At 51.4% G+C, this 12,906-nt stretch carries 15 protein-coding genes and 1 tRNA gene; 15 read left to right on the top strand and 1 reads right to left on the bottom strand.

Annotated features, from left to right (window positions below; genetic code table 11):
* Window positions 1-9 precede the first annotated feature (9 nt).
* Window positions 10-1,050 carry an SMP-30/gluconolactonase/LRE family protein gene (locus Pan241w_RS05595; RefSeq protein ID WP_232107362.1) on the bottom strand — a complete coding sequence of 347 codons (1,041 nt, stop codon included), beginning with the start codon at window positions 1,048-1,050 and terminating at the stop codon, window positions 10-12.
* Window positions 1,051-1,324: 274 nt separating this feature from the next.
* Here Pan241w_RS05595 and Pan241w_RS05590 point away from each other — a divergent pair.
* From Pan241w_RS05590 to Pan241w_RS05530, 15 genes are all read left to right on the top strand, one after another.
* Window positions 1,325-1,398, top strand: a tRNA-His gene (locus Pan241w_RS05590).
* Between the two features lie 134 nt (window positions 1,399-1,532).
* Window positions 1,533-1,763 carry a helix-turn-helix domain-containing protein gene (locus Pan241w_RS05585; protein WP_145212194.1) on the top strand — a complete coding sequence of 77 codons (231 nt, stop codon included), beginning with the start codon at window positions 1,533-1,535 and terminating at the stop codon, window positions 1,761-1,763.
* Window positions 1,764-2,001: 238 nt separating this feature from the next.
* Window positions 2,002-2,883, top strand: coding sequence for a tyrosine-type recombinase/integrase (locus Pan241w_RS05580; protein ID WP_145212191.1), 882 nt, complete (start codon window positions 2,002-2,004; stop codon window positions 2,881-2,883).
* A gap of 54 nt (window positions 2,884-2,937) precedes the next feature.
* Entirely contained in the window at window positions 2,938-3,357 is a 420-nt protein-coding gene (locus tag Pan241w_RS05575) for a hypothetical protein (protein WP_145212188.1), read from the top strand.
* Between the two features lie 114 nt (window positions 3,358-3,471).
* Window positions 3,472-3,891 (top strand): hypothetical protein, encoded by a 420-nt coding sequence (locus Pan241w_RS30070; protein ID WP_232107361.1) that lies wholly within the window; start codon window positions 3,472-3,474, stop codon window positions 3,889-3,891.
* A 109-nt stretch (window positions 3,892-4,000) separates the two neighbouring features.
* Window positions 4,001-4,516: a hypothetical protein gene (locus Pan241w_RS29290; RefSeq protein ID WP_198000344.1), complete on the top strand. Its 516-nt coding sequence runs from the start codon at window positions 4,001-4,003 to the stop codon at window positions 4,514-4,516.
* Window positions 4,509-6,218 carry a DEAD/DEAH box helicase gene (locus Pan241w_RS05565; protein ID WP_198000343.1) on the top strand — a complete coding sequence of 570 codons (1,710 nt, stop codon included), beginning with the start codon at window positions 4,509-4,511 and terminating at the stop codon, window positions 6,216-6,218. Before Pan241w_RS29290 ends, Pan241w_RS05565 begins: the two co-directional genes overlap by 8 nt.
* A gap of 30 nt (window positions 6,219-6,248) precedes the next feature.
* Window positions 6,249-6,818: a GNAT family N-acetyltransferase gene (locus Pan241w_RS05560; RefSeq protein ID WP_145212179.1), complete on the top strand. Its 570-nt coding sequence runs from the start codon at window positions 6,249-6,251 to the stop codon at window positions 6,816-6,818.
* Between the two features lie 141 nt (window positions 6,819-6,959).
* Window positions 6,960-7,493, top strand: coding sequence for a gp33 family protein (locus tag Pan241w_RS05555; RefSeq protein WP_145212176.1), 534 nt, complete (start codon window positions 6,960-6,962; stop codon window positions 7,491-7,493).
* 67 nt (window positions 7,494-7,560) lie between these two features.
* Window positions 7,561-8,406 carry a hypothetical protein gene (locus tag Pan241w_RS05550; RefSeq protein ID WP_145212173.1) on the top strand — a complete coding sequence of 282 codons (846 nt, stop codon included), beginning with the start codon at window positions 7,561-7,563 and terminating at the stop codon, window positions 8,404-8,406.
* Between the two features lie 105 nt (window positions 8,407-8,511).
* Window positions 8,512-8,802 carry a hypothetical protein gene (locus tag Pan241w_RS05545; RefSeq protein WP_145212170.1) on the top strand — a complete coding sequence of 97 codons (291 nt, stop codon included), beginning with the start codon at window positions 8,512-8,514 and terminating at the stop codon, window positions 8,800-8,802.
* 62 nt (window positions 8,803-8,864) lie between these two features.
* Complete coding sequence (locus Pan241w_RS05540; RefSeq protein WP_198000342.1) at window positions 8,865-10,529, top strand: bifunctional DNA primase/polymerase; 1,665 nt, start codon at window positions 8,865-8,867, stop codon at window positions 10,527-10,529.
* A gap of 162 nt (window positions 10,530-10,691) precedes the next feature.
* Window positions 10,692-12,332, top strand: coding sequence for a UvrD-helicase domain-containing protein (locus Pan241w_RS05535; protein ID WP_145212163.1), 1,641 nt, complete (start codon window positions 10,692-10,694; stop codon window positions 12,330-12,332).
* 72 nt (window positions 12,333-12,404) lie between these two features.
* Window positions 12,405-12,569, top strand: a complete 165-nt coding sequence (locus Pan241w_RS29285) for a hypothetical protein (protein ID WP_198000341.1) — start codon at window positions 12,405-12,407, stop codon at window positions 12,567-12,569.
* Window positions 12,570-12,585: 16 nt separating this feature from the next.
* A complete protein-coding gene (locus Pan241w_RS05530) occupies window positions 12,586-12,864 on the top strand; it encodes a hypothetical protein (protein ID WP_145212160.1) in 279 nt (92 codons plus the stop codon).
* Window positions 12,865-12,906 lie beyond the last annotated feature (42 nt).

Raw genomic sequence — 12,906 nt, 5'->3', positions numbered from 1 at the left:
TTCCTGTTATTACTTTGCAGGACCGACGCGACCTTTGGTTTTGGTCGGAATGCGGACGAGGTAAGTATCTGCGGTCAGATACAAGGTCGAACCATCATTGCCCCAGGCACAGTTGGCAGTACGTTCGCCCGTACTGATGCGGCCTAACAAGTCCCCATCCGGAGTAAAGACATAACAGCCACCAGGACCGGTCGCGAAGACGTTACCTTTTAAATCCGTTTTTAAACCGTCGGGCAGGCCGGGCAGTTTGCCGACTGATTTCGTTGCATCATAGAATACTTTGCCGGTTCCGAGCGTTCCATCTTTGTTGACAGGAAATGCTTTCCAAATCGCCGCTTCTGGATCGGACTGTGCGACGTACAATGTTTTTTCGTCGGGTGAGAATGCGATTCCGTTGGGACGGGTCATTTCTTTCGTGAGCAGGGTCAGCGTTCCATCGGTCGCCAGACGGTAGACGCCACAGAAGTCGAGTTCACGACGTGGATCATCATACCGATTGGGCAGCCCGTAAGGAGGGTCGGTAAAATACAGGTCGCCGTTTGATTTGAATGTACCATCGTTAGGGCTGTTTAACCGCTTGCCCATATAGTTATCAACCAGCGTCCGCTTGCCGCCATCTTTAGTCATTACAGAAACGCGACGATCGCCATGCTCGCACGAGACCAGACGCCCTTTCGGATCAAGGAACAGTCCATTGCAGCCGGGTTCGTTTCCGTAGGGGGTGACTCCTGTATAACCTGAGGGTTTCATAAACAGGCTGGCTCCTTCCCCTTCTTTCCACTTCATGACGGAGTTGCGGGGAATATCTGAAAACAGTAGAAATCCATCTTTAGCATCTCCCACCCAGACCGGGCCTTCGGACCAGTCAAATCCGGAAGAGAGAACCTCAATCTTCGTATCCTTGTCTATCAGTTGATCGAGGCGTGGATCGAGACGAACGATTTCGCCAATGGTGGGATAATTGGTTGAATCCTGAGCCTGAACTTCTGATTGAGAAAGGCTCAATGCGAAAGTCGCGAGAATCATGCAGGTGAATCTAATAGTTTTCATGCGCTTTTTCCCTGTTTTAATCTGTTAAATCAATGTAAATTCATCGGGGAACTTTGAAGTATCAATTCTACAGATTGTTCGCAGGAGATGCACGTATAGAGGAAATATTCTTGATTCCGTGCCTTGGAATACTTGCATCCCGAAATCAGCTTCGATAACGTAGCAGTTGAATCATTTCTCGCAACCAATGTCTTTTCAGGTGTATGAGAATTGGTTAGAATCAGTAGAATTCTGAGAGAAGCTGGTCGAATTTTCAGCCACTTGGCTGCATATGGTGGGTATAGCTCAGTTGGTTAGAGCGCCGGATTGTGATTCCGGAGGTCGCGGGTTCAAATCCCGTTACTCACCCCTAAACCGCAAACAGCACAGTATTTAAGTGCTTCGCGAGTGGGAGGTGTCCGCGAGGCCCTCGAATGCCCCCCTCACCGGGGTCGTTTGGACCACTCGCGATCTCTATACGCAAACCGAAGGGAGCTTCAGCCATGGTCTCTGACACCGAAGCAAAAGCGATCGTCTCTGCGAATCTCACACGCTTACTCGATGAGCAGGGTCACTCCCGCTACTGGTTGTCGAAGCAAACAGGGGATGACCAGTCGAAAATCAGCCGGATAATCAGCCTTGAGTCCATCCCCAGTGCTGGATTCCTAATGCGGGCAGCGGATGCGCTCGATGTCAGTCTGGACGAGATCATGAAGGAAAACGCTATTGCGTAAAATTTCCCTTGTACAGACTTGACTAATTGCGAATTCCCAAGTAGTGTAAACCCTATGTTAAACGGCATAGGGTTTTTTTGTTGCTTATGAACACGCCGGAAAAACCCTGAAATACTGAGTATTTTAACGTCTTAAATACAGGAAAACACCTGAATTTCAGTCGACGGTGCAGGGTTGTACCTTACCTTTCAGCGAGCAGGCACGCTTCTTAACTTTCTTTTGAAACGAGGTAAAGACTATGAAGCTGAGACAGGCAACTGAGGAGTACATCAACGACCCTGAAGTCGAGCTTGCACCGCGAACCGCAGAATCCTACCTGCATCACTGTAACCGCTGGGAAAGGCTGACTGACGATCCAAGCCTCGATGATATCAACAAGGCTGCGATCCTTGAATTCTACCAAGGGTGCAAATCGTCAGGGCTCGCTGCGACGACATTCCAAAGCAGTTGGCGGAATATCCGGGCAATCCTGCGTCATGCAAAACAAAAAGGCTGGATCAGCGAAGTTCCCGTAATCCGCACTGGTAAAGTGCGTAAGCGAAGACCGGTCGTGCCGCCCTGGAACGTGCTCGATACGATGTACACGAACGTCAGCAGAACAATCTGGCCGGTGCTTGACTACTGCAGCACAGAAGCTTTTTGGCAGTCATGGCTGGCGGTCTCTTACTGGACCGGGCTTAGACTTGGCGACATGAAAGAGCTGCGGTCTTCTGACTTCAATGCCGCTGAAGGCACTCTGATCGCGATGGCAAACAAGACCAGTAAGGAGCATATCTATCCCGTCCCCGAGTGGCTGGGAAGGCATATCGACGCAGTCAGTGGCTCTGGTGACGACAGGCTGTTCAGCGTGCCCCGCTGGTCGGACAATCGCATCCGGCGGGAACTGGCCCGCATGTGCAGCGGGGTCGATCTCCGCCGCCCTGTCTCTCCGCAACAGATCCGTAGGCTGAGTATAAATACTTGGACCAGTGTTAACCCTGATGCTGGGAAAATGATCCACGGCACCGGGCTTGGCGTACTGGATTTTTATCTCGACCCCCTGATGCTGCTGGAATCGTGCGTTCCTAAAATGCCGGTTCCGGAACAGATGAAAACCGAAGCAACCTTCGTTGCTGGGTGATATTTAATCACGGGGCTCGCACGTCGCGAGCCCCTTTACTTGAAAGAATTCAGAATGCCCGGTAGTCTAGTTGAAATGCCCAGACCTCGTAAAGAAGTGATCGTGCGAACCTACTCGATGGCCATCGCTGCCAGGTTGAGGGAGCTGCGCGACGAACGCGACTGGCTGGTCGAAGATGTGATTGACCGTATCGCACTTTGCGGTTCACTCTACGTATGCCGATCAAAGAAGTGCGGCAAATCGCACGAAGGGCTGACTACGTCACGCCCCGTAAAATGCCCCTACTGCGGCGGTTCGACGAAGAAAGAGCAACTGATCGTTGCGACTCGACTGATGTTCTTCTGGGAAAAAGGTAAGCAGGCAAACGGCGCCGATATGCCCATCGACTTCTACCCGATCATTGCTGCCGTCTATGGGTACAAGTACCCGCACGAGTGGCTCCCAAGGTGGACTCCAAAGTACCTGGATATTTAACCCCATCCCCCGTGGATTACACGAGATCTCTGTTGCAAAATCGCCGTAATGTAATATTATTTCATTATCGACGCTCTCATGCTGCTGTTGCAGCAATTTTAAGGATTTGCGAAAATGCCTGCTGTACCTGTAATTACAACTCAAACGAAGGCGGTGAACCATGGCACCTGCGAAAAAAGAAGCAGACCTAAAGACGTACAGCGGGCGGTGTGCAGCAAGACTGCGAGAACTACGATCAGAGAGTGGGCTTTCTGCGAAACAGGTTGCGGAACACTTAACGAAAAAGAAAATGTCAGTGAGTTATCGATCGATCCTCCGGTGGGAGACAGCAGAGAGCGACCCGCCTATTTCTGTATTCCCAGTTCTCGCAAAGCTTTACGGAGTGAAGAAACCAAACGAGATACTTTCTTCAAAATAATAGACAATTTTCGTCCATTTTCTATGGACATTTATCGTCCATTGTGTAAAATAACCCTGTCACGTTTGAGAGACAGGTACAATAACAAAGCCCCGTCGGTGGTCGCTCAAGCGTGACAGTTTAGAGCAACACTGATCGGGGCTATTTTTGTTGTAACGAGGCCCGCCGTCCTATCGCCAAACAGCTCGGCGGGCCTCTCAAAACGACCCTTTTTCAAGGGAGCTTATGATGTCTACGGTACTCAACTCTGAAATACAAAGCAATCCGAAACCGTCACTGCCAGAGCAGATCCGGGAAATCGAAGAGGAATATACCGGATATCCTGCTGACGGGCTCGCAACTGAGATTGAGCGAATCAAGTCTCAGCTAGAGAATATTCAATACAACACTGCTAATCCAAACGGCCCCGGTGCTCCAAACGGCACAGGTGAGTCCGACTTGAATGCACGCCTCGAAGACTTCGAGTGCGTGCATTCAATGGCGGTCGGATACGAATCACTCTTGAAAATTGCCAAGCGGTCAATGATGGCACACGTCATCAAGGACGACTTCGACTTTACGTCTGGGCAGATTGTCGATGCTTTCGAGGAAGACCCCGAAGCACGACGAGTTGAAATCGAAATCCTTGGTGACGTCGTGCCTTTTAATATTTTTCACGAAGGGCACCACCTTCGTCTCGACGCAGTTCAGGACGGCACGGCAATCTACTCTGTCGAATCGGGCGGGGTGCCGAATGTCTGAATACATCCTGCCCGTCACTCTGCACGGGCGCAAACTGCAATTGCCGGGACCGAAGCCTCGCGAGCTGCAGAACTTCATTGAGTCGCTACCGAACAGTCGCTGGTGGCCTGAGAAGAATCTCCATACGTGCGACGCGACTCCTGCGACTGCCTGGAATATTCTGTCGCACTCCCCCTGCGATGTCTCGGCGTCCGACGAAGTCACCGAGCTGTCACACCGCTTTCTGCGACGATACGAAATGTTCGAGGATACCGGTGAGCAGCCTCCCGTTCGCGTGCTCGATTCATGGGAGCACCAGCGGCAGGCGTATTGGTTCGCGTACCATCGTGACTCAGCCCTATTTAATATGTGGATGGGAACCGGGAAGAGTAAACCAACGGTTGAACTGGCGATCAATAAAAAGTGTAAACGGGTGATTGTACTGTGCCCGTCCGCCGTGCTCGGCGTCTGGCGGCGTGAGTTCGCGCAGTGGGGTGTCCCCGATTCCTGTCGCACGCTGATCCTTGATAAACAGAGTTGGACTTCGAAGCGGAAAGCGAAAGAAGCCGATCAGTTTCTGAAGCAGTGCGAAGGCAGCGGCAAATGCGCGATCATCGTAATTAATTACGAGTCGGCGTGGCGGACGGCATTCGAAAAATGGAGCCTCGGCGTTCATTGGAACATGGCGATCTGCGATGAATCCCAGAAGATTGCAAACGCGAACACAAATCAGAGTCGGTACTGTGCGAAGCTTGGCATGAATTCTGATTTTCGCCTCTGCCTGTCGGGTACACCGCTCAAGAAAGATCCACTCAGTGTGTTTGGTCAATTCAAGTTCCTGGACCGTGGCGTCTTTGGAACGAGCTGGACGCGGTTTCGTGACCGCTACGGCATTAAGGGTAACTTCGGCGACAATCACATCGTCGGTTATAAGAACACCGACGAGTTGAGTGACCTGATCAGCCTGCTGACATTCACGGTCGGGCAAGATGCCCTTGACTTGCCGCCGGTGCTTGATATCGAACGGCCTGTTGAGTTCGATAAAAAGGCAATGCAGACGTATAAGATCTTCGAGCAGGAGTGCGTCACGTCGTTTGGTGACAACATACTGAGTGCCGACAACATTCTGGTGAAACTGCTGCGGCTCCAGCAGATGACGTCTGGCATGGTGCCACTCGACCCGGAGTATGTGCTCGGCCCCGGTGGTGAGTACGAAGTGGTCGCGACTGAGTGGGAATTTATCTCAGATGCGAAACGGAAGGGTCTGCTCGAACTGCTGCAGGACTTTCCTGCTGACGAACCATTTGTTGTGTTCTGTAAGTTTAAACAAGACCTCGTCGCTATTCGGGAGATCGCGCAAGAACTAGGCCGTCGGTACGGCGAAATCAGCGGTGACCGTAAAGATCTCACCCCCGACGCCAAGATGCCCGAAGGGATCGACCTGATGGGGGTTCAGATCCAATCGGGGGGCATTGGGATTGACCTTACCCGAGCTTGCTGTGCGGCGTACTACTCCATCGGCTACTCACTGGATGACTTCCAGCAGAGTGCCGCTCGACTCAGTAGGCCGGGTCAGACTCGCCCTTGCCGATTCTGGCACCTGACAGTGCGAGACACGATCGATGAATTAATTTACAAAACCCTGGAGAGACGCCAGGAGATCAACGAAGGCGTACTAAGTTACCTCAAAGAAAAGCAGCAGCGTATTCTGCAAACAGGCTAATTCATAACCCTTTGAACCAGGAACGGTTTCATGAGCAATCAATCACAACCAGTGAACCTGACGATCTGCACGTACAACGAGGCAACCGATCGCGGGCAGATCCTCAATATCGAAAGCACCTGCATGCATCGACCGTGGCGAAGCATTGACTTCGAGCAGTCGATGCAGGACCCGTTTAACTTCACGATCGTGGCGAAGGTCGGCAGCAAAGTGATCGGCTATGCGAACTTCGATATGACCGATCCACAGGTGTGTAATGGACACGCTGGTTTCAAGCATCTTTACCTTTACCGCATCGCCGTGCTCCCTGCCTACCAGCGTAATGGCGTCGGGTCTCTACTGCTCGACGCCGTAAAGGATCAACTGAGCCATCAGGGGGTTTCGCGAATCCGACTGGCGGTCGAGGATCAGGTTCGCGGCAGTGGCAAAGTTAAGGCGTGCCGGTTCTTTGCCGCTTGCGGGTTTAATTCAAGACGCGTGGACGTACAGAGCCTCGTTGGCAACGTAGATGAAGAGAGCCTGTGCGTCGGATTTCGATACACCCTACCTGGTGGTAAGATTTACAAAAACCGCATCGCGAAGTACTTCCATGCAAATTAACGCCATTTTGGAATTGCAATATTTTTACTTTATTTTTATGATTGCCTCTTGCTCCTATTTATGCCGATAGTTATAATCTAGCGAGAGCTGGTCATTCAAACGACCCTGGTGAGTCTTTAATCCAAACAGAAAGGTGAGATCATGAGTATCGGCGAAGCGATGCAGTCCAGCGTGCTTGATCAGCTGGATGAAATGCAGCAGTCCATTGGCGAAGGGCAGTCTATCACTCAAGAGTTGAGCGACCCCCGCAACACGATGACACACCAGCAGCGAGTGAAGATGTTCGCCCGGCTGGAGAACCTGCGGCGGGATCTCGAAGAGGCCCTGAAGCTCTGTAAATCACAGACCGAGAAGCTCGGCGGTGAATTGCTCGAAGATATGGCCGAGTCCGGTACAACCTCGATCAATGCAGACGGCCTGAATATTCATCAAAAGAAAATCTTCTACGTCAGCAAGAGGGCTGATAAGGACGGTGCGACAAACGAGGCGGTCTGCGAAGCCTTGAAGAGCAGCGGTATGGACTTCCTGGTTAAGAACGCAGACAGCTACTCCGCCGCATCCCTCAAGGCTCATATCAAAGAGTTGATGAACGAGGGGAAGGAAGTTCCAAGTCAGGTCGCCGGACTGCTGAATATCGGCGAGAAGGTGACGCTGACATCAACGAAGCGAGGTTAATCTGCAGCGGGGTGCTGCAGCGAAATATTGCGGTTTACACTTTTCACACTTCATGAAGGAAATAGCGATGAGCTCAAAAGAAGAAACAGAACCAGCGGGCGACGGCACGATCAACGGATTAACCGTCCTAAAGTCCAGCGAGCTGGCTCGCTTCAGCAACAATGAACTGCAGGAAGCGATGGATTATTGCGACGAAGATTTCGGCGTTGGCGACTTGATTGTTGTCAAAACGCCAGCGGCTGGGGGAACTAACTGGACGATCGAAACAATCGCCGGGGAGCAGGTTGAAAAAACGATTCGCGGCATCCTTGTTTACGTCCAGCGGTCAGGAGTCCTCTGGCCAAGCTTTGATCCAGACGGCAGCGGAAATCGCGTTCTTCAGACCTACGACTTTAAGACAGCGCAGCTGATGTGCGACCCTGAAGAAGTTCCCGACGAAATGATCGACGTTCTCGAAGACTACAAACTGGCCGATGCAACTGAGACAGAACCCGCGATCTACAATTGGGAAGGATTGCCCTACAATCAGTTCGGATCTGGCAAAGACGGTCACGGCAAGCGATGTAAAGACCAGCGGGTTCTGTTCATCCTTCGGAAGGACGATATCTACCCGTTGATGATTCGCGTTCAGCCGGGGAGCTTGAAGAACATCACGAAGTTTATCAAGCAGATCCCTGCAGTTGCGAAGGTTCCGTATTTTCGATGCGAAATCGAATTGTCTCTCACTAAGGAGAAGAGCCAAGGCGGGAAGGACTTCTCTCAGATCCATGCGAAACTCGTCGGTATCCTCGATAGAGCTGACGGCGAGTTGATCAAGGAAAACTTCTGGGATGTTCTACACTCAGGCGTAGCAAAGCAGGCTGACGAGGAGCTGACTGAGTCGGACGACGCCGCATACACCGACGCGGAATAATCCGCGTCCTCGAATTGGGTTTCACCGCCCATGTTTGGAGCCTGCCTCGGTGATCATTGATCCGAGGCAGGTTTGATTTTCATCGCTAAAGTCAGGAACGACATTATGGGTAAACCGCAGCTCGTCAGGGTTACCGTCAAGAGCAAACACGACAAAGATGGGCCATTCTTATATGAATATTGGAATCTGCGAATGCCGGAATGGGACAGCGGCAAAGCGGGAGTGAGCGGTGGTTTCGTGCGACTGTGTCACGAGGATCTCGCATCTAACCGCCGGGTCAAGGCAGAGGTAATCCGGCAAGCAGGTGTGTATCTCAAGAAGTCATTCTGGGACCTCTGGGATGATACTATAGCGGACCTGATGCAACAGGCCAACACTGAAGTCGTATATATTTAGAACTGGTATCACATCGCATGGACGCCCCGAAGCGACAGCAGGAATCAGCTGAAGAGAACTCAATGCTGCAAGCAGCGTTGGAATACGCTTTGTTAGGCTGGAAGGTCTTTCCGGTATTGGAGCCACCCGTCGGCACGCAGTTTCCGCGACCAAAAGAAGAGGCGATCAAAAAGCCGCGTATTAAAGAATGGCAACATAAGGCAACTGACGACCCCAGGAAAATTGCAGCCTGGTGGGGCAAGTGGCCTCGTGCGAACATCGGCATTCTAATGGGGCCGAAGTCGGGCATTATCGTTATTGATACCGACAGCGAGGAAGGTGAAGAAAAGTTCATCAGCCTGTTCGGTGGACCGGAAAATATTCCTGAAACTGTGAAGTGGCGAACAGCTCGCGGAAATCACTATGTTTTCCGATGGTGCGATGGGTTGCCTGCGGATGTTCTGAGAAGGGCACACTGGCCTTATACCGACTCTCAGGGAAAAAAGCATGACATCGACTTCAAGCTCGGCGGGAACGCAGGAACGTATGCGCAAGCACCGCCTAGCATCCACCCCCGAACCGGCGAGCAGTATCAACTCGTCTGTGATCCAGAAGATTTTCCGATCGCGGAATTACCGGATATTTTCCTCGCCAACTTCTATGCAGATACGATGGGCGAAGGAATCGAAATCGGCAGTAGTGGAGAATTCGAAGCGAAGCCGGATGAGTACTGGAAGGATATCCAATCTGGTGTTGCGGAAGGTGGCAGAAACAACGCGGCAGCGAGCTACGCAGGCAAACTACTGTGTGCGGCTGAGTGTCCTAACATTGAAAGTAGGGTATCCGTCAAATCGCGATGGGAGTCACTATGCTTTTGGAACGAGAATTACAATAAGCCCCCACTGTCCGTCAGTGAGCTAAGGACGACATTTGAAGAAATCCTTGCGACAGAGCGGAAGAAACGTTCACTGTCGAATATGAACCAAGGGTTGAGTCACCTTGTTCCGATGGACCCGGAAACAGGAGAGCCTGACCACAATTGCTTTGTATTAGCTCACTATAACTCAGAGCCGCCCATGAAGCTTCTGTATTCAAGCTCATTTATCACGGGGAAATACAAGGCTATTAATAAGTTTTTAAAAATCCCACCCGAAGACTTCCCGTCGGGCGCGAAAATGCGAAACGTCTTCGCGACCCAGTTAAACCCGCCGATGATCTTGAATCGTAAATTACTCACACCGTTCTGGGAAGGCTCGAAGGATAACCCGTCCTTCGCGCAGATCCTGGCGGACGACCAGATTTATATTGAAGCGCCGGACGACGAGAAGAGAAGCCATATCATTCTGGATGTGCTCTACGAGCTGGCGATGAAAGCCAAAGATAGCGACGAGAACGATTACCCTGACCCCAGCGGGGTGATGACAAAGCGGAACGATGGCTCGATCTATTTTAAGGTTAGGAAGATTCTCACGAGCACTGAGTTCATGTACTTCGATGATAAGGTGTCCGAAAGAGAACTTTCGGACGTGCTTGGTCGAATCGGCGTGCAGGTTAAGAACTCAAGGTACGGAGAAGACAGGAAGAGGGTAGCTAAATTCAGGGTCATCACTACAGAGTCCCTGCATGTTATGGATGCCCTTCGGGATGGGTCACCATCCGAAGACGGATTTGGAACCGTCGACTACATACTGCGACAACTCGTCGAAAAGGCGACAGCGAAAAACGTTTCACTGCAACAACTTATGTAGTCTTGTAGCCTCGTAGCCTTTTCTGACGATGTTTTTTCAGGTTAAATATAAAAAAATAAAGGCTACGGCTACAAGGGAAGTTAAGTCGTTTGTTTACAGTACCTTATGTTGTAGCCTTTTCTGAAAACTAAAAGGCTACAAGGCTACAGAAAGCAAATCTTCATGCCAATAATCGCACAAGTAATCGGCGGGGCCGGAACCGGGAAAACGACCTACCTCCTCGGAGTTATGGACAAGCTGATCGATATAGGTGCGGACCCAATGAAGATTGGCTTCGTCTCATTCACGAAGGCTGCCGTCAAGGAAGCTGCGGACCGGGCCGGAAGTCGATTCAATGTCGACCCCGGCGTTCTGAGCCGAGACGGCTACTTCAAAACTCTGCACGCGATGTGTTATATGCTCCTGGATGTGCGGTCCGAAACGCTAATCACGGATGATCAGAAATCGAAAAAATGGATCGCCGAAGCGATTGGGGAAAAGATCGGCAATGAGGATGAGTCTGACCCGTTCAGTTCTCATACAGAAAGCGGTATTGCTTTAATGCTCTGGCACTGCGCGAGGAACCGGCTGGAGCCTTACGAGGCGGCGTGGCAGCGTGCGAGCTGTACGGACGAGCGGACGCCCTCATATTCATTCTGCAGGAGCGTCGTTGAAAAATACGAGCACTACAAAGTGCTCGATAATAAAGTTGACTTCACTGACCTGCTTGGCAGCTACGCGGGCTATAAGTTCAGGATTGACGGAGTAGAGCAGCGACCCCCTCGGGGGGACGTTCCGCAAGTCGACGCCTGGTTTCTCGATGAGTGCCAGGATAACAGTGCCCTGAGTGATGCGGTGGCCCGCAGGCTCTCCCAGAAGTCGAAATACGTCTACTTAGTCGCGGACCCGTTTCAGGCAATCTACGGATGGAGTGGGGCCAGTCCGGGGCACTTTATGAACTGGGATGTGCTCCCTAAAAATAAACAGATCCTGCAACAGACATATCGCTGCCCATCCCCGATCATCCGTCTCGGCGAAGGCATTCTAAAGGGGTGTTCTGATTATTGGGATAGGGGGATAAAACCCGCCGAACACAGCGGGTCTGTTGAAAACGACATCTTCAACGGCTCGTGGATCAGTTCAGTCAGACCGGATCAAAGCTGGCTGCTGATTGCTCGCACTAACTTCCAGGCAAACCGGATCGGCAAACGGCTCGATGCATTGAATATCCCCTGGAGAAACTCTGGAAAGGGGAATAATAAGTGGAACGCACCGGTCAGGCATAAAACGATTCTCGCTCTGCTCGCACTTGAGAGAGGTCAGGCGATTACCGGCGACGAGTGGCTGTCGATCCTGAAGAATATCAGAAGCCGCAATGGGAAGGTGTATTTCAGTCGCGGCACAAAAAAGGAGTGGGAGCAGAAAGATGTTTCCGGTATGCTCACGGATCTGGAGCACATAGCCGACTGGGGGGGCACTGCCGACTTCGTGAAATTAGTCAAGACTCACGCCTGGAGAACTCGCATCGAGGGAACTTCTGAATACATGGAAGCCCTGGATCAGTGGGGGTATGCAGCGACTGCGGAACCGCAGGTTAAAGTAGGGACCGTCCATAGTGTCAAGGGGGCTGAAGCAGACAATGTCGTGCTGCTGACATCGATCAGTCACCAGATCTTGCGGGGACAGGATAGCCAGGGGGGGTTCGACGAAGAACGGCGAGTCGAGTATGTTGCAGTTACGCGAGCGAAAGAACGCCTGATTATTTGCAATGAGCGAAACTCAGTCAAAAAAGGAATGGCAATGATGCACGGCATGGACTACTGACCTGCGGTTGACTTTTACTACTGAATTAATACATAGTACCCTTGTTCACGATTTTATTTAAGGAACAGGGTTATGTTTGAATGGTTTACAGAAAGCTCAGTTGGTCGTTTCACCCTCGCAGTGATCTGCGGCTATATCATTGCGTCAATGGCCCGCAGTGCCACTCGCGAAGAGGTGAAGGGGGAAATTCAAAAAGAGCTTGAGAAACGAGAGGGGGACAAGCACCCCTCGGATTAAACAAGAGGGGTGCGATATGGAGTTTTATCGGGACGTAGCAGTTATCACCGCAGCTGGACTGCTGATCGCGAGGCTCGCTTGGCTAACTGTGATCGAAGCAAGAACACTGAAACGCAACAGCGTCTCGGAGAACACTTTTGAAACAGCGAAGGTGGAGCCGATCATGTGTGAAGGGTGCGGCAACCTGTTTTTCGTGCAGTACGGCAGTGATGAATTTCTGCCGAAGTGCTGCTGTTATTGCAAGTCCAACCTGTTCTTTGATGAAAATTCGGACTGCGAATTTAGTAACAACTAATTTCTGTGCGGCCAGCGAGAGATTAAGGCACGGTATAGATGT

It is taken from the genome of Gimesia alba (assembly GCF_007744675.1).
Taxonomy (GTDB): domain Bacteria; phylum Planctomycetota; class Planctomycetia; order Planctomycetales; family Planctomycetaceae; genus Gimesia; species Gimesia alba.
Note: the sequence above shows the minus strand (reverse complement) of the source record. Positions and strands in the feature narration are given on the sequence as shown.